This is a genomic window from Ruegeria sp. BHSC276 (assembly GCF_059612945.1).
The window spans coordinates 78,074-94,963 of sequence record NZ_JBXWRP010000003.1; the positions used below are offsets into that span (position 1 = coordinate 78,074).

A 16,890-nucleotide genomic window follows, 5' to 3' on the forward strand; every position below is an offset into this window, starting at 1 on the left:
ACTGTCGGCGATTGTTCTTACAGGAGGCTAAACCACGCGATCGTTGATTGCCGAACCATTTTGCGCCAACAATAGAGAGAAATTTCGAAACTTTAGCCTATGACTTATTCGCCTCCCGTTACCGTCGCCGAAGCACTTGGAAGTGTTCCGACACTGATCACCAATGCTCTCGGCGATCGTACGTTAGAGCGGTGCCTGGCGGAGGCTGGCTTGCCTCTCGACATCTCAGAGAAAGTCGGTTTCTACATTCCCGAAACGGCCTTGAACCGATTTCTGGACACTGCGGCGCGAAGCGCTGGTGACGACCTTTTCGGATTGTATCTTTCGGAGCATCTTTCCGTAACGGAGTACGGAGCTTGGGGTGATTATGTTTTGGAAGCTTCCAATCTTGGAAATGCTCTGGAAAGGGCGGTGCGGATTATTCATCTACACGCCAACAGAGACATGCTGGAGGTAAGGCAAGAAACAGGTTCGACCTTTTTCAGGTATACTTTCGCTGAGAGACGAAACGCCGGTTATCGCCAGTCAGCTCTTGCCGCCTTGGGCTCCCTTCTGAGTGTGCCACGCCATTTTCTAGGGCCAGCATATCGTCCTTTGTCCATCGGCCTCGACCTGAACGATGTCAGTTGCGAAGCTCGGATTGAAGCTCGCGTCAGGACTCAAGTTCGCACTGACAGAGATTGCATTTACTTGGAGATACCGAATTCCGATCTGACGGCGTGCAATCCGGCCATCCCAGAAATGTATACAACAGTTGGGGACGTCGTTCGGGCTTGCAGGGGAGGTCCTCCCGAAAATTTCGTTCAGTACTTGGAACAACTTATTCTGCAAAGATTGGGAGAACAGAATATCGACTTGGATGACATTGCGCATGCCACAGGTAAAAGCAAAAGAAGTCTCCAACGAAGAATCGACAGATCCGGTACCAATTTTCGAATTATCTACACCGCGGCTCGGATGCGCAAGGCAAGCGAACTGTTGACTCAGACATCAGCTACTGTATCGGCCATAGCCCTATACCTCGACTACTCGACGGCAAGTCACTTTTCCCGCGCATTCCGGAAACATTTCGGCATTACGCCCCTTGAATTTCGAAACACGAGATCTGTTCTGATCTGACCTCTCCTTTGGGCTTTGTCGCACCATGGTGTGGAAAGGCACAAACTACGTCTTGCCCGATCAATGAATGTCGGTTCCGTGACGTACGTTACGGGTCTTGGGTTTGAAACCCCTGAGCAGCTTGTCAGCAGCGTCTTTCGATGCTCCGGGTCTCTTGTTCATCTTCGCTCCATAATGGCTTCGATGAACCAGAAATCCTCGGTTGCTCAAACCCCTAAATCTGTCCGGAAAGTGCTGACGTCGGACACACGGGAGGGCTTGCAATTTTCCAGTTCTGCGAAGAACGTTCGGCCTGCATCCTGAATGATACCCGAAGGTCCGATGACAATGCGCAAAGTTTTCTACTCTCCGCTCGTCCATTTCTTCGCACTTGGTGCCCTGATCTTCGCGGCCTACGCGGTTACCGGGGACGAACCTGTTGCTCCTGCACCTGATGTCATCAGTTTGACCGAGAGCGAGGCCGACCGTCTCGTGCAGAACTTTGCCGCAACCTGGAACCGCGCACCGACGACACAGGAGCTTGAGAACCTGATGCGGTCCTGGGCGCTGGAAGAGGCCCATGTTCGCGAGGCGCTAGCCCTCGGACTTGATCGGGGCGACGCGGTTATCCGCCAGCGATTGAACCAGAAGATGCAGTTCCTGGCGGAATCTGGCGCCGCGATGCTGGAACCCGATGAGGCAATGCTCCAGACGTATCTGGAACAAAACCCAGATCGGTTCAATCAACCCGCTCGCATTGCTTTGGAACAGATCTTTGTGCCCGGAGATAGGGACGCCTCGGAGCTTCTGGCGCTGCTGGAGAACGGAGGCGATCCGGCGACGCTGGGGCCCGCTACTCTACTGCCACCATCCTTTCCGATGACGCCTGCGCCGGTAATCGACCGCACCTTCGGAGAGGGGTTTCACGAAGCATTGGCCGACCTGCCGGTCGGACAATGGCAGGGCCCGATCGAGAGTGGTTACGGACTGCATCTCGTTCGGGTAATTGAGAGAAGGGACGCCGCTCTGCCACCGCTGTCCGAAACCCGCGACCGTGTCGAGGCCGAATGGCTCGCGTCCGAGATGAAGAAGATGCGTGAAAGCTTCGGTCAGGCGCTGCTGAACCGCTATACCGTGAGTTTGCCCGACGCCGAAGAGGTGTTGAGCCAATGAGTCGGCTGCCACTCCTTTTGATTGCCATCCTCGCCGTATGTCTGCCTAGGTCCCCATCAGCCCACGCGCTCGATCCAGGGTATCTCGATCTCTCGTCCATGGGGCAGGAGCGCTGGCGCGTGACGTGGCGCGCACCTGATGTGAACGGTCAAAAGATGCCCATAGAGGCGCGCCTTCCTGGGAACTGCTCACATGAGCCGCCTCCGTCACCTTCCTTCGATGGACGTGCCTGGACAACCGCATGGGTAGCTACCTGTCCAGGAGGCCTTGAGGGCGGTGTGATCGAGATCGTCGGTCTGGAGCAGACCAGGACGGAAACCCTAGTGCGGTATGAATTGGAACCCGGACAGACGCAGGTGCATCGCCTGACGTCGACCGAAACCACATTCACCGTACCTGAGGATCCTGGTGTTCTCGACATCCTTTCGAGCTACGTCGCGCTCGGGGTGACGCACATCCTCGAAGGCCTCGATCACCTGCTTTTCGTCTTCGCGCTTGTTCTGCTGATACGCGATCGCAGTCGGTTGTTCTGGGCGATCACGGCGTTCACCGTTGCGCACAGCATCACGTTGGCTTCGGCCACTCTCGGCTGGCTGAACATCCCTCCTCCACCTGTCGAGGCAGTGATCGCGCTGTCAATCGTGTTCCTCGCCTATGAGCTGTCGCTTTCACCGGAGAACCGCGACCCGTTGGCCGTGCGTTTCCCCTGGATTGTCTCTTTCGCTTTCGGCTTGATACATGGCCTGGGATTCGCCGGGGCACTGAGAGAGATCGGCTTGCCTGAGGGAGACATTCCACTGGCGCTGTTTGCCTTCAACGTCGGGGTGGAACTTGGTCAGATCCTATTCATCGTTGTGGTACTTTCCATTGGGTTCGCGGCCCGGCTTCTCTATCCGGCAATAAGAGAGCGAGCGGTTAATCTTGAACGCGTGACAAGTTACGGCATTGGTAGTCTGGCTGCCTTTTGGGTGATTGAACGGATTGCGGGATTTTGAGCGAAATTCGAAGAAGCTACCGAGGAAGCCATGTGCGACATCTGACGCTGGCGCAGCGAACCCCCGGTTCAAATCTGTCCCAAGTTGACGGCGTTCAAAGACTGCTTCCGCGACATCGCGCTGCAATGCCGCGGTCGACTCCAAAAAATTGACGCCATGTTGAGGCTGTTTTTGCTGCATCAGCATCAGGCAGAAAGGTCCGCAATTCGGACATCGATCGATTTTCCCCGAACAACCGCTCAGCGGGACTTTCCCGCCGTTCGCCTTGCGCCTCTATACGGCCGCTATCTGCGCATTCCGGACGCTTCTTGCTTCTGAATCGAGGATCGGATTGCACAGAGAGCTGCCTTTGAGCAACAACGTATTCAGGACATAGTTCGGGACGGAATACGATCATCCATTCCGACCTCGCGTCAGGCTGAGAATGCCGCGTCGATTGACCGTTGCGAGGCGACTGCGATGTGCTGTACTCATTGGATCGAGCTATGCGGCCCTGCGTGGAGGATGCGAGGACGTCACATTGCCATTCTGAAAGATATTTCGACAGTGAGCGAGGACGACGCTTCGCTTTGGTTGGAGATGATTATGCGGATTTTCACATTTCTGCTCTGCACGGCAGCAATTGGTTGTTCCAGCGGCGCGTTCGCCCAAGATAGCGGTTCTGACACGACGCCCAATGCCGTGCTCATACGCGGCGCAAAGATCTTCACAGGATGTTCTCCCGACCTCTTGGAAGGTCAGGACGTCTTCATCGCGGGCCAACTGATCTCGCGTATCGGGCCAGATCTCGAACCGCCAGAGTTCGCCACCGTGATCGACGCCAACGGGCGCGTACTCATGCCCGGCCTGATCGACGCGCATTGGCATGGCGTTTTTGCGACCGCAACAATTGCCCAACTCGCCGCAACCAATGAGGGCTACTGGAACCTTCAGGCCTCGGTCGCACAGCGCGACACGCTCTACCGCGGGTTCACCACAGTGCGCGACGCCGGCGGTCCGATGTTCGACATCGCCCGTGCGACCAATGAGGGGATCATCGAAGGCCCTAGGGTATTCCCGGCCGGTCCCGGCATCTCGCAGACCGCCGGCCATCAGGATTTTCGCCAGACCAAGGATGTGCCTGCTACGCCAGACAAGCTGCATCCCATGGAAACCTCCGACATGTTCTACATAGCGGACGGGATCCCGGTCGTTCTCAAGCGCGTGCGCGAGAACCTGATGCAGGGCGCGACCCAGATCAAGCTGATGGCCGGTGGCGGTGTAACCTCGTCCTACGACCCGATCCACACCAAGCAATTCACGCTTGCGGAGCTGGAAGCGGCGGTTGAGGCGGCGGAGAACTGGGGCACCTACGTCATGACCCACGCGATCAATGACGAGGCGGTGAACCATTCCATCGACGCAGGCGTCAAAAGCATCGAGCACGGGCACATGTCGACGCGCGAGACGCTGCAACGCTTCGTCGAAAACGATGTCTGGCTCAGTATGCAGCCCTTCCTCGACGACGAGGACGCCCCGACCCTGAACACGTTCCAACAGGCGAAGTACAAGTTCGTTACGGACGGCACCGATTTCGTCTATCGCACGGCAAAGGAACTCGGCGTCAAGATCGCCTTTGGCACAGACACGCTCTTCAGCGCCGATCTGGCCGCGCGGCAGGGCGCACAGCTTGCCAAGTTGCAGACATGGTTCACGCCCTACGAGGCGCTCAAGATGGCGACCTGCGACAACGCGGAACTGCTGAAACTCGGGCAGAAACTCACGCCCTATCCGATGGGTCCGCTCGGCGTGGTCGAAGAAGGCGCCTACGCCGACTTGATCCTCGTTGACGGCAACCCGCTGGAGAACCTCGACCTCGTCAGCGATCCGGAGAACAATTTCGACGTCATCATGAAAGACGGTGTTATCTACAAGAACACTCTGGACTAACAAAGTATTGGGCGGCTCGATGTGAAACCGCCTATTCCTACAGTCATTTTGGGTTCCGAACCGTCTTCCAACCGATTTAGTCGGATGTCTGCTCAGTCGGCATTCTGCCCGTTCGTGACAAAAGCTGCATCGGTCGGGAAGGGCTCTCACCCGTCGTTGGCGAGGCCTTGGCTGACCGTCTGGTTTCAGAAAGCGAACGGCATCTTATGCCGTTCGCCGATCGTTTACATGTCGATCTTCTCGGCGATTGCCAACGCATCTTCGAGCTCGACCCCAAGGTATCGAACCGTGCTGTCTACCTTGGTGTGTCCGAGCAGGAGCTGGACCGCACGAAGGTTGCCGGTCTTTCGATAGATTTGAGCGGCTTTGGTGCGCCTTAGCGAATGCGTGCCGTATCCGCTCGGGTCCAAGCCGATCGCGGACACCCAGTCCCGGACAAGCCGCGCGTACTGCCGGGTCGATACATGCGGTCGATCATGGATCCTGCTGGGAAACAGAAACACACACCCGAACATCTCAGGAGACGAAACCCAGTTCCAGATGGACTCACGCATGTTTTCAGAGACCTCGAACTGGACTGGTCGTTGTGTCTTGCTTTGGATGATAGAGACACGATCGCGGACACTGCCCCCAATCACGAATTCGGCGACCTTCAACCGGACGAGATCGCAGCCACGCAACTTGCTGTCGATCGCGAGGTTGAACAGGGCTAGGTCCCGGAGATTCCCCGCCATTTCGAGGCGGGTGCGAATCGCCCATACCTGCTTTGGGAGCAGCGGGCGCTTCTGGCCAACAAGCCGCCCTTTGTTCCACGGGCGGCGTTTCGGTTTGACAGCGGGAAGTTGGACTTTGGACATGAGGTCTTGTCAGAAGAACTTGTCTTGAGGCAGGCAGGACGGTTGCGTAGCTTTTGCCCATGACCAAACCTGCCTCTTTCAAGTACTTCAAAACCAGTCCCGAGGTCATCCGCCTGGCGGTGATGCTGTACATCCGTTTCCCGCTCTCGCTTCGAAATGTCGAAGATCTGTTGCACGAGCGAGGCATCGACGTGAGCCACGAAACCGTCCGATATTGGTGGAACAGGTTTGGTCCAATGTTTGCAGCTGAGATCCGACGGAAGCGTGTGCAGCAGCTGCGCGCGTTCTCGAAATGGAAGTGGCACGTGGACGAGGTTTTCGTAAAGGTGAATGGCAAGCGACATTATCTGTGGCGTGCAGTAGATCACGAAGGTGAAGTGCTGGAAGCAGTTGTCACCAAGCGCCGAAACAAGGCTGCAGCACTAAAATTCCTCAGGAAATTGATGAAACGGCACGGTTGCGCCAAGGAGGTCGTCACAGATCGCTTCGCTTCCTACAAGGCTGCGCTCAGAGAAATAGGCGCGTTCGAAAAACAACAGACGGGCAGGTGGCTCAACAACCGCGCCGAGAATTCACACCTGCCGTTTCGACGACGCGAACGCGCGATGCAGCGTTTCAGGCGCATGCGAAGTCTACAGAAATTCGCCTCCGTCCATTCCTCTGTCTACAATCACTTCAACCAGGAAAGATCGCTAGCCAGTCGAGACACCTTCAAGCTGACCCGCGCCGCCGCTCTTAGCGAGTGGCGTCAGCTTTGTTCCGGATAGGTTCGCGGTTTCCGCGGCAAACTGAGACTGGTTCGAATTCGTCTGACAGCACCCTACAACCATTTCAACCAGGAAAGATCGCTCTCCAGCCGAGACACCTTTAAGCTGATACGCAGCGCCGCACTTGCCGAGTGGCGCGAACTTGGCGCGGGATAAAGGACAGCTTCACTGGCCTAACAGAGACGAGTTCGAATTCGTCTGACAGCACCGGCGGTGGCATCTGGACGAGATGTTCGTGAAGATCAATGGCGAACGCCATTACCTATGGCGGGCCGTCGATCACGAGGGCGAGGTTCTGGAGAGCTTCGTCACGAAGACACGTGACAAGAAGGCTGCGCTGAAATTTTTAAAGAAAGCAATGAGAAAGCACGGCCGCCCCGAAGCGATCGTGACCGATAGACTCAGGTCCTACGGGGCTGCCCTGAAGGAAATTGGCGCAGGCCATCGCCTGGAAACAGGCCGTTGCCTGAACAACCGCGCTGAGAATTCGCACCTGCCATACCGACGACGGGAGCGGGCGATGTTGCGATTTCGGCGAATGCGAAGTTTGCAGAAGTTCGCCGCCGTCCACGCCTCGGTCCTAAACCTGTTCAATTCGAAGCGCAGCCTCTCCTCCAAACCAAATTTCAAGCTGACCCGAGCCGCTGCTCTCGCCGAGTGGCGCGGTCTCTGCGCCGAATAAGGTGCAGTGATCCTGCCCTCGTAGAGACGAGTTCGAATTGGTCTGGCAGCACCCCTCATGCGGCTTCATCAAGCTTGGTGGTTTCAGTTGATCCGATCAACGTGGAATGGAGCGCCTTGATCGCGCTTTCGACGGCTTCCCGGGGCACGACGAACTGAATGTCGACATTGCGTGTTGTCTGGTGCGCGGCGATCACGTCGATCCCGGCGTCCTCCAGCGCCCGCAACCCGGCGCTGAAACAGCCAAGCCCGGAAAGGTCGCGCCCGATCGCCGACACGATCGCGACCGAGCGGGCATTGATGTCGGCCGACGGGAAGGCGCGTTCCATGTCGGCGATCACCCGTCGAACCGTCTTCAGCGAGGCTTCGACATAATGCGTGATCGTGTTGGCGTTCGAGGTTTTCGACGCAATGCGCACCTTGTGGCGTTTCAACGCCTCGAGTGCTGCGCTGTCATAGCCTTTGACGCCCACCATGTCCTGCTCGAATAGCTCCAGCGCCACAACGTCCAGGCCAGTGATGATTTCGACCGCCGGTTGCTGAGCCGGCTGGTCGTCGATCAGCGTGCCGGGATCGTCCGGGTCGAACGCGTTGGTGACGCGCAGGGCGACATTTGATTGGCGCAGGATCTTGGCGGCGTTGGGGTGGATGGCTTCCATCCCCATGTTCGACAACTGGTCGGCGACATCGTAATTCGTGTGCCCCAGCTTGCGCACGGCGTCCGCCCCCACGAGGGCCGGGTCGGCCGAGGACAGGTGGAACTCCTTGTGGATGATCGCCTCGGTCGCCTTGGTCAGGGCCGCGATGTTCGAGAACGTGACCTCGGAATACCCCCGGTCATATTCGCGCATCAACCCTTCGCGGCACTGCGCGTAACCGGTGACGATGGGCAGTTCGCGGGTCAGGTCCACATCGGCCAGGGCGCGCGAAATCCGCTCTTCCAGCGAATATTCGGTTTCGTCGCGCCAGCCGCTGAGATCGACGAACCGCGCATTCACCCCGGCGCGCCGCAGCATCAGCGTGGTGACGAAGGCGGAATGCGCCTCGCCCAGCCCGGCCAGCAACTCGCGCACGATCATCATCTGGCTGGACAGGCGGAAATGTCCGTACGAGCACAGGCGCCGCAGGTCGAACAGGCAGCTGCGGGCGCTCTCAATACGGTCGCGCACGAAATCTTCGGCCAAGGCGCGGTCGCCTTGATTGTCCAGAACCGCGTTGTGGGCCTGGGACATCGCGTCGGCCACGCGGGTCAGCGCGCCCAGCCAGCCGTGATCGCTGTCGTCATTGGCAAACAGGGCGTAGACGCCCGGCTCGCCCGATTTTTTGTGTTCGAGCAGCATGTTAGTGATGCCGCCAAAGGCCGAGACCACAAGGACTCGGCGGTACAAGTCCGCGCCCTTGCGGTCGCCGATGATCAGCGTATCGCGCAGTTCGCGGACACGGCTCATCGATGTTCCGCCGATCTTCTCGACGGTGTGTTCAGGAAAAGTCACGGATGTTTCACCCGGCGCACGCCGGGGCCTCTTTAGGTGGATTCCAATGCGTAAGAGCCGTCTTCGCGGTGCACTTCCTTGCCGGTGACCGGCGGGTTGAATACGCAGGCCATGACCAACTCTTCGTCGGCGCGCAGGATGTGACGGTCATGTTTGTCCAGCGCATACATGACGCCAGGCCGGATGTGGTGGGTCTCGCCGGTAGCGACGTCCGTGATCGAGCCGGATCCCTGCATGCAATAGACGCTTTCAAAATGGTTCTTGTATTCGAACGTGTGCTCGGAGCCTTCCTCGAGAAAAGTGATGTGGAAGGAAAATCCCATCCCGTCCTGGGCCAGCAGCATCCGCACCGATGACCACTGCGCATCCGAGACGACCCGATCGGGGTCATTTTTGATGATGTCGTTGAAATCGCGTACAATCATGATCTTACTCCGCCGCCATTTTCTTGGTTTCCATCGCGTCCCGCGTGGCATCCAGCAGGATCGTAAGCCCGCGCCGGAAGGTCTCGTCGGGGGTGGTCAGCGCCGCCAGCACCTTGACCACTTGATCCTCGCTGCCCGAGGTTTCGATGATCAGGCCCCGGTCGAACGCGCGGCTGCAGATATCGGCCGCCAGATCGCCGGACTGGACATCGACGCCCTGCATCATGCCGCGCCCCTTGAGCCGGGCGCCGGGCACCAGCGCGGCCACTTCGGCCAGGGCCGAGGTCAGGATCCGCGCCTTGGCGTCGATCTGTTTGCGGAACGTGTCATCCGACCAGTATTTCTCGATCGCCACGCGGGCGGTGACGAAGGCATGGGTGTTTCCACGGAACGTGCCGTTGTGTTCGGCCGGGCCGAACAGGTCGTATTCCGGTCGCATCAGCATCAGGGCCATCGGCAGGCCAAAGCCCGACACCGATTTTGCCAGCGTCACGATATCGGGGGTGATGCCCATGTCCTCGAACGAGAAGAACCCGCCGGTCCGGCCGCAGCCGGCCTGGATATCGTCGATGATCAGCAAGGTACCATGTTCCCGGGCCAGCGCCGCCACGCGTTTCACCCATTCAGGGCTGGCCGCGTTCAGGCCGCCTTCGCCCTGAACGGTTTCCAGCAGAATGGCCGCCGGGGCGTCGATCCCGCTGGAGCTGTCTTTCAGCATGGCCTCGAGGAAATCGGCGGCATCGTGATCGCCCGGAAAAAATCCGTCATAGGGCATCCGGGTCACGCCGTTCAGCGTGGTGCCTGCGCCTTCGCGGTGATACGCGTTTCCGGTGGTGGCCAAGGCGCCCAGCGTCACGCCGTGAAAGCCGTTGGTGAATGCGATGATATTGTTCCGGCCCGTCGCCTTGCGCGCCAGTTTCAACGCCGCCTCAACCGCGTTTGCGCCGGTCGGGCCGGTAAACATCACCTTGTGATCCATGCCGCGCGGCTTGAGGATATGGCGCTCGAACGCCTCCAGAAACTCGGCCTTGGCATCGGTGTGCAGGTCCAAGCCGTGGGCCAGACCGTCCGAGGTGATATGCTCGATCAGCGCGACTTTCATATCTGTGTCGTTATGGCCGTAGTTCAGCGACGAACAGCCGGACAGGAAATCGATATAGGTGTTGCCTTCGGCATCGGTTAGCTCGGACCCCTGCGCCCGGGTAAAGATGGTGTCAAAGCTGCGGCAATAGCTGCGCGCCTTGGATTCACGACGTTTGAATACAGTTGCTTCGGCTGACGTATCAGTCGGCATATCAAGTCCTTTTGGGATTGGAAGGGGATAAAGGGGCAGGCGCCACATCTGGTCGCGCCCCCGGTCAGGCCGCCAGTTTCGCGGCCTGAGGCAGGTCAATCGTGACCATGAATTCGGTGCTGTGAAGATCTCTGAAATGCTGGGCCTGAGTGAAATAGGGCTGGCTTTTCAGGATCGCATCGCGAGATTTCGAGAACTTGCGGAACAGCGCCCACGAGGCCGCGTTGTCGCGGGTGATGGTGGTCTGCAGGCTGGTCACATCGCGGCAGGCATCGCGCTGCAGCAGTGCGCTCAGCATCACCGTGCCCAAACCGAGTCCGCGCGCCCTTTCGGCCACGGCGACCTGCCAGACGAACACCGTTTCGAGGTCGTAGGGCAGGATATAAGCGGACACCCAGCCGACGATCTCACCGTCCAGCTCGGCCACCACGCATGTGTCCTTGAAGTGATCGCATTGAAGCAGGTTGCAGTACATCGAGTTCTCATCGAGCGGCTTGCACGCCCGCACCAGTTCCCAGATGGCCACGCCGTCTTCGGCGGCGGGCTGACGGATCTGAGGGGTTGGCTTCTTGAACAACTCTCTTGCGTGCTTCATGGGTCTCACTGCCTTTCTATTACTTTGAAAAGCTAAGTAACAGTGCGCATCGCAAAATTCAACCCAGCCTTAAATTTTTACAAGTATGGCAAAAAAGCAGAATTTCTTTAGCTAATATCAGGTCGAGTGGCGAAATGTGTTTCGGTCTTCGAATAAAAATTGCTCAGGCCGGATATTGAAAATTCATGCCGGCTCTGCCAGTAATCAGCGATGGACCGTATCGATGCCAGCCTTGTTGCCTTGCGCCGCATTCTGCGCGCCACCGACCTGTTCGGGCGGGAACTGGCCCAATCCGTGGGGCTGACCGCCGCCCAGTTCCGGGTTCTGCAGATCGTGGCCGAGACCGGCCAATGCACGGCTACCGCCATCTCGCAGCGCATGCGCATTTCGCAAGCGACCGTGACCTCGCTGGTCGACAAGCTGGTCCGTCATGACATGGTGCAGCGAGTAAAGTCGCAGACCGACCGGCGGCAGACCAACATCGTGATTACCGAGAAGGGCAAGCAGGCAATCGCTCAGGCACCGGACCCGCTGCAGCAACGGTTCGTGAGAAAGTTCGACGCCCTAGAGGATTGGGAGCAAGCCGCATTGATCGCCGCGCTTGAACGTGTCGCTGCGATGTTGGATGCCGAGGATATTGACGCGGCGCCCGTTCTGGACACCGGTGAATCGCTGACTTTATCATAGCGCCAGACTGTCAAATGCACCCGACGCGTGGAGCCTGAACTCCGGTTCGGCGCACGGCTTTCGGTGCCGACAGCAACGTCGTCAGTCGGCCCCACCTGTCGCGAAGGCCTGATTTACCTTTTCCAAAAGCTCCAGACATTTCGACAACTGATCGACGGAAAGAAACTCATCCGCCTTGTGGGCCTGCTCGATGCTGCCGGGGCCGCAGACCACCACGTCCATTCCAAGCTGTTGAAAGATTCCGGCTTCGGTACCGAAGGGCACAAGATCTGCCGAATTGGCTCCGGTCAGCCTTGACAAGAGGCGCCTCGCCTCGTTGCCCTCAACCGGGACCAACCCGGCAACCTCGCCGATGATGTCGGTTTCGATGCGGGCTTCCGGGTACACCGCCCGCATGGCAGGCAGCAGCGTATCGTTGCAGTACTCGGCCATCGCCTGTTTGACGAAATCCGCATCCGAGGGCTGAACCGGCCGCATTTCCCACGCGACCTGCGCCTTTGGCGGGATGACATTGTGCGTGCTGCCACCATGCAGCGCGCCGACATTCAATGTCGTCCAGGGCGGATCAAAGCGACTGTCTTCAGGCGCCATGGATTTCAGTTGCTCGCGCAACTCCAGAAGTCGCGCCACATAGCGCACGACATATTCCACGGCATTCACGCCAAGATCCGGGGCCGATCCGTGCCCTTCGAGCCCCTGAAACCGGGTCGTGTATTCGAAGCAGCCCTTGTGGCCTTCGATCACTCGCATCATCGTCGGCTCACCGATGATGGCCATCGCTGGTCGCCGTCCACGCCTGGCCAGAAGGCGCGCCAGGTGCTGCGCGCCGACGCAGCCGGTTTCCTCGTCGTAGGTAAAGGCAAAGTGGATCGGCGCCTTGCGGGGCGTCTGGGCGAATTGCGGCGCCATGGCAAGGGTTGCAGCGACGAATCCCTTCATGTCACAGGTTCCGCGCCCGTACAGACGCCCATCGCGTTCAACCAGTTGAAACGGGTCCGAAGACCACTCCTGGTCTGTGACGGGAACCACATCGCAGTGTCCGGACATGACCAGCCCGCCATCGACATCCGGGCCAAGCGTGGCGAACAGATTGGCCTTCAGGCCGGTGGGGTCGTGAAAGATCTCAACCTGCGCACCGCACCCGTCCAGATAATCCGCGATGTATCCGATCATCGCCAGATTGCTGTCGACCGAAACCGAGGGAAAGGCGATCAGGTCGCTCAGAATGCGCTTGGTTTCTTCAAGCATGGATCAGGTCTTTACGAATAGCTTGCGGTCGATGCTGCACAGCGGTTCAGCCGCGCCGGTGTCCCGGATCAGGATGGTTTCGGTTGTCTCCAACCCCCAACTCTCCATCCAGAGCGCCGGCATGAAATGGAACACCATGCCCGGCTCCAGAACCGTTTCATCCTCGCTGCGGATCGAAGCCGTGCGTTCGCCCCAGTCGGGCGGGTAGCTGAGGCCGACGGGATAGCCCATGCGCCCCGACCGTTCGATTCCGTGTTTTTCCAGAACGCTCATGAAGGCATTGGCGATGTCACAGGTGCGGTTTCCCGCGCGCGCGGCCTCCAAGCCTGCGGCGACACCTTCAAGCTGCGCTTCTTCGGCGCGCAGCATGTCATCGGATGGCTGGCCCAGAAACACCGTTCGCGACAGCGGTGCGTGATAGCGGCGGTAGCACCCCGAGAGTTCGAAAAAGGTTGCCTCGCCCTCGCGCATGGGGGCACCGTTCCAGGTCAGATGGGCGGCGGTTGCGTCAAGGCCGGATGGTGTCAGCGGAACGATGGCCGGATAGTCGCCCCAGTCGTCGCTGATCCCGGTGATGCCGGCATACATGATGTCGGCCACAAGGTCGTTCTTGCGCACGCCGGGTGCGGCGCGGTCGATCGCGGTTCGGACCACCTTGTCGGTGATCCGCGCCGCCTTGCGGATAAAGGCGATTTCATCGTCGGACTTGACCAGCCTTTGCCAGTTCACAAGCGCAGTGGCATCCCGAAACTCGGCGTCCGGCAACTCTGCGACCAGAACCGAATGCGCCTTGGCCGAGTAGTAGTAGTTCTCCATCTCGACGCCGATCCGGGCTTTGTCCAAACCGCGCGCTCTGAAATGTACCGCGAGATCCTGCATCGGGTGGACGTCGGTCGATTGAACGAAATGGTCGGCATATCCAAGGATGTTGTCATGCTGCATCCAGCAGGTGCGGCGCCCACCAATCATGTCCATGTAGCGCCCCCACCAGATCGGTTCGCCCTCCATCGTCAGAACTACGCCCTGATGGACATAGAAGGACCAGCCGTCATAGCCGGTCAGCCAGGCCTGGTTGGACGGATCGGTGACAAAGATTGCATCCAATCCCGCCCGCGCCATGGCGGCGCGGGTTTTGGCCAAGCGGCGCTGATATTCCGCTTGGCTGAATGGTGCGTTGGCATGCGACATGGACGCCTCCTCAACCCAAAACCGCTCGGACCGCGCGCGCGGTAGCTGCGACGATCCGGTCCGCCTCGTCCCGTGTCAGGCAGAAGGGTGGCGCAAAGCCCAGAATGTCACCCTGCGGCATGGCGCGGGCAATGATGCTGTCCTGCTCCAGCAATTTGGCGGCAATCTGGGGGCCGATCTTTGCATCAGCATCAAGGAAGGTACGGCTTGCCTTGTCGGCCACGAACTCGACCGCACACAGCATGCCCTCGCCGCGCACCTCGCCGACGTTGGGATGATCCCCCAACGCGTTCTGCATGGCCGCATTCAGGTATGCCCCCACGGTCCCGGCGTTTTCGACCAGACCGAGGTCATCCAGCAGCTTCAGGTTGGCAACCCCGGCCGCCGCGCCAATCGGATGGGCAGAGTAGGTCCAGCCGTGGCCGATCGGGCCGTTTTCGTCGGTGCCCTGTTCCAGAACTTTCCACATTTTTTCGGATACGATGGAACCCGATAGCGGTGCATAGGCCGAAGTCAGCCCTTTGGCGATCGTGATCAGATCCGGGCGCAGTCCGTAATGCTCGGAGCCGAACATTGTGCCCAGCCGGCCAAATCCGGTGACGACCTCATCGGCGACCAGCAGAATGTCGTGCTTTTCAAGCACCGCCTGAATGGCTTCCCAGTACCCGTCAGGAGGTGGAACGATCCCGCCCGTGCCCAGCACCGGCTCGCCGACAAAGGCAGCGATCGTGTCGGGGCGTTCGCGATCGATCAGCGCCTCCAGCTCGGCCACGCAATGGGCAACGAACCCGGCTTCGTCCTGCGCCGGGTCCGGGCGACGGAAATAGTAGGGCGCCTCGGTATGGATCACCTGGGCCAGTGGCAGGTCGAACTTGTTGTGGAACAGCTCAAGCCCCGTAAGCGAGCCGGTCATGAGACCCGACCCATGATAGCCCCTCCAACGCGAGATGATCTTCTTTTTCTCAGGCTGTCCGAGGATGTTGTTGTAGTGCCAGATCAGCTTGATGTTGGTTTCATTGGCGTCCGAACCGGACAGGCCGAAATACACTTTCGACATATGCGCGGGCGCGCGGTCGAGGATCATTTTGGACAGGGTGATCGAGGCCTCGGTCCCGTGGCCGACATAGGCATGGTAATAGGCAAGCTCCTGAGCTTGATCGGCAATGGCCTCGGCAATCTCGGGTCTGCCATAGCCCACATTCACGCAATACAACCCGGCAAAGGCATCCAGCAGACGGTTGCCGTCGCGGTCCTCGATATGGCAGCCGGTGCCGCCGGTCACCACCCGATGCGGCAGGTTGCCCCGTGCGAATTCCGCCAGATGCGTCGATGGGTGGAAAAAGTTCTCGCGGTCCCACTGTTCAAGTTGGTCATTGTGAAGCATGGCTTACCCTACGTGTTCAGGCGGCGCGCCGCCGGTTGTCATGAAAGGAGCCGTTTGCACGCATTGAACCGAAACGGTTCAACCTGAGCAGACTGGCTCCGCTCACCCCAACAGCAGCGCGCAATGCCTTTATTGCCAGGGCGACGCGATGGAAGCACGAAACAGCGCAAGCCGCAATTGAAATTGGCATCCCCTTCAGTGTCTGCTCGGTCGCCTTTGAGACGCCTCTTTCACCGCTGTAGTTCGAACCGGGATCTTGTCAGAGCAAATCGTTCTGAAAGCCTGATGTCGGTTCGGTTGTGGATCTCGGCGGCGCTATGGTAATTCTTTCTACTTGCAGAAAAAAAATTGTGTCCTCCGGTTGCCCAAGAGGGTGGGCAAGGGGGGCGGTTGCGAGTCGTCTGGCAATGCCTCAATCAGGACGATGGCACATTTCTTTTACCATGACTTGACACGACGGCCTTTGCAGACGTGCAAGCCGATGAAGCCCGGCGTCACATTACCTATTGCGGAGGCGGAATCTTCGTCACTGTTGATGCTTTCGGACTGTTTCAATTGGGGCACGACCATGTGGCTGTCTATGAGAACTCGATGAGCGAATGGGGCCCGACGAAAATCTGCCTATGGAGACAGGTCAACACCGTGCAATGCCGTGATGTTCCTGATGGGTGACGCCATCCCCAACTCCGCGACAGCCGTTGTCTCGGACCGGTCAGGATACATTCAGCACATCGATGTCGGAATGCTGGAAGAATGTGCCGCTGCCAAGAATGGCCGTGTCTAGGTCATGGTGCTCCCGGGCACATTCGTTCCTGAAAACCAGGCACTGGCTAGCACTTCCGGCAAGCTGGATGAGGAACGGGTAAGGAATGCTTTTCTGGTCGGAGCAGAGCGCAGCTTCGATCAGGACCCGCGTTTCAGTCTCCAGGTCCTTTTTGAAATTGCCCAACGGGCGCTGTCACCAGGGATCAACGATCCGACGACCGCAATTTCCAGCATGGGACGGCTGCTGCGGTTGTTGTTGCCCTTGACCTCCGAAACATCCTCGCCAGGAAATTGAGTTGCATTCACGTTGG

General features: G+C 58.9%; 15 protein-coding genes and 1 pseudogene. 8 read left to right on the plus strand and 8 right to left on the minus strand.

The window, feature by feature from the left end:
* The first annotated feature begins 99 nt into the window (after window positions 1-99).
* The 4 genes from AC2FMD_RS04065 (at window position 100) to AC2FMD_RS04080 (ending at window position 5,195) form a co-directional block, all read left to right on the plus strand.
* Entirely contained in the window at window positions 100-1,119 is a 1,020-nt protein-coding gene (locus AC2FMD_RS04065; protein WP_496794707.1) for an AraC family transcriptional regulator, read from the plus strand.
* Window positions 1,120-1,446: 327 nt separating this feature from the next.
* On the plus strand, window positions 1,447-2,271 hold the full coding sequence (locus AC2FMD_RS04070; RefSeq protein WP_496794708.1) for a peptidyl-prolyl cis-trans isomerase: 825 nt from the start codon (window positions 1,447-1,449) through the stop codon (window positions 2,269-2,271).
* 278 nt (window positions 2,272-2,549) lie between these two features.
* Window positions 2,550-3,266 (plus strand): HupE/UreJ family protein, encoded by a 717-nt coding sequence (locus AC2FMD_RS04075; protein WP_496794709.1) that lies wholly within the window; start codon window positions 2,550-2,552, stop codon window positions 3,264-3,266.
* 546 nt (window positions 3,267-3,812) lie between these two features.
* A complete protein-coding gene (locus tag AC2FMD_RS04080) occupies window positions 3,813-5,195 on the plus strand; it encodes a metal-dependent hydrolase family protein (protein ID WP_496794710.1) in 1,383 nt (460 codons plus the stop codon).
* A gap of 224 nt (window positions 5,196-5,419) precedes the next feature.
* On the opposite strand, the gene AC2FMD_RS04085 is transcribed toward AC2FMD_RS04080, so the two are convergent.
* Window positions 5,420-6,052: a tyrosine-type recombinase/integrase gene (locus AC2FMD_RS04085; RefSeq protein ID WP_496794711.1), complete on the minus strand. Its 633-nt coding sequence runs from the start codon at window positions 6,050-6,052 to the stop codon at window positions 5,420-5,422.
* A gap of 59 nt (window positions 6,053-6,111) precedes the next feature.
* Here AC2FMD_RS04085 and AC2FMD_RS04090 point away from each other — a divergent pair, with 59 nt between their 5' ends.
* Both AC2FMD_RS04090 and AC2FMD_RS04095 read left to right on the plus strand, forming a co-directional pair.
* On the plus strand, window positions 6,112-6,819 hold the full coding sequence (locus tag AC2FMD_RS04090; RefSeq protein WP_010442732.1) for an IS6 family transposase: 708 nt from the start codon (window positions 6,112-6,114) through the stop codon (window positions 6,817-6,819).
* 211 nt (window positions 6,820-7,030) lie between these two features.
* Window positions 7,031-7,501 (plus strand): annotated as a pseudogene (locus AC2FMD_RS04095) (IS6 family transposase); the annotation flags it as partial.
* Between the two features lie 55 nt (window positions 7,502-7,556).
* On the opposite strand, the gene AC2FMD_RS04100 reads toward AC2FMD_RS04095, so the two are convergent.
* From AC2FMD_RS04100 to ectA, 4 genes are all read right to left on the minus strand, one after another.
* A complete protein-coding gene (locus tag AC2FMD_RS04100; protein ID WP_496742697.1) occupies window positions 7,557-8,993 on the minus strand; it encodes an aspartate kinase in 1,437 nt (478 codons plus the stop codon).
* A 32-nt stretch (window positions 8,994-9,025) separates the two neighbouring features.
* Entirely contained in the window at window positions 9,026-9,418 is a 393-nt protein-coding gene (locus AC2FMD_RS04105) for an ectoine synthase (protein ID WP_496742698.1), read from the minus strand.
* Window positions 9,419-9,422: 4 nt separating this feature from the next.
* On the minus strand, window positions 9,423-10,712 hold the full coding sequence (gene ectB, locus AC2FMD_RS04110; protein WP_496742699.1) for a diaminobutyrate--2-oxoglutarate transaminase: 1,290 nt from the start codon (window positions 10,710-10,712) through the stop codon (window positions 9,423-9,425).
* Between the two features lie 64 nt (window positions 10,713-10,776).
* Window positions 10,777-11,307: a diaminobutyrate acetyltransferase gene (ectA, locus tag AC2FMD_RS04115; protein ID WP_496742700.1), complete on the minus strand. Its 531-nt coding sequence runs from the start codon at window positions 11,305-11,307 to the stop codon at window positions 10,777-10,779.
* Between the two features lie 210 nt (window positions 11,308-11,517).
* On the opposite strand from ectA, the gene AC2FMD_RS04120 reads away from it, so the two are divergent.
* Window positions 11,518-11,994: a MarR family winged helix-turn-helix transcriptional regulator gene (locus tag AC2FMD_RS04120; protein ID WP_496742701.1), complete on the plus strand. Its 477-nt coding sequence runs from the start codon at window positions 11,518-11,520 to the stop codon at window positions 11,992-11,994.
* 81 nt (window positions 11,995-12,075) lie between these two features.
* Here the strand turns inward: AC2FMD_RS04120 and argE are convergent, their stop codons facing one another.
* From argE to AC2FMD_RS04135, 3 genes are read right to left on the minus strand one after another with little or no spacing between them, the layout of a single operon-like run.
* Window positions 12,076-13,242 (minus strand): acetylornithine deacetylase, encoded by a 1,167-nt coding sequence (gene argE / locus AC2FMD_RS04125; RefSeq protein ID WP_496794712.1) that lies wholly within the window; start codon window positions 13,240-13,242, stop codon window positions 12,076-12,078.
* Window positions 13,243-13,245: 3 nt separating this feature from the next.
* Complete coding sequence (locus tag AC2FMD_RS04130) at window positions 13,246-14,430, minus strand: M24 family metallopeptidase (protein ID WP_496683486.1); 1,185 nt, start codon at window positions 14,428-14,430, stop codon at window positions 13,246-13,248.
* A 10-nt stretch (window positions 14,431-14,440) separates the two neighbouring features.
* Complete coding sequence (locus AC2FMD_RS04135) at window positions 14,441-15,814, minus strand: aspartate aminotransferase family protein (RefSeq protein ID WP_496794713.1); 1,374 nt, start codon at window positions 15,812-15,814, stop codon at window positions 14,441-14,443.
* A gap of 787 nt (window positions 15,815-16,601) precedes the next feature.
* On the opposite strand from AC2FMD_RS04135, the gene AC2FMD_RS04140 reads away from it, so the two are divergent.
* Window positions 16,602-16,874: a DUF2254 family protein gene (locus AC2FMD_RS04140; protein ID WP_496742703.1), complete on the plus strand. Its 273-nt coding sequence runs from the start codon at window positions 16,602-16,604 to the stop codon at window positions 16,872-16,874.
* Window positions 16,875-16,890 lie beyond the last annotated feature (16 nt).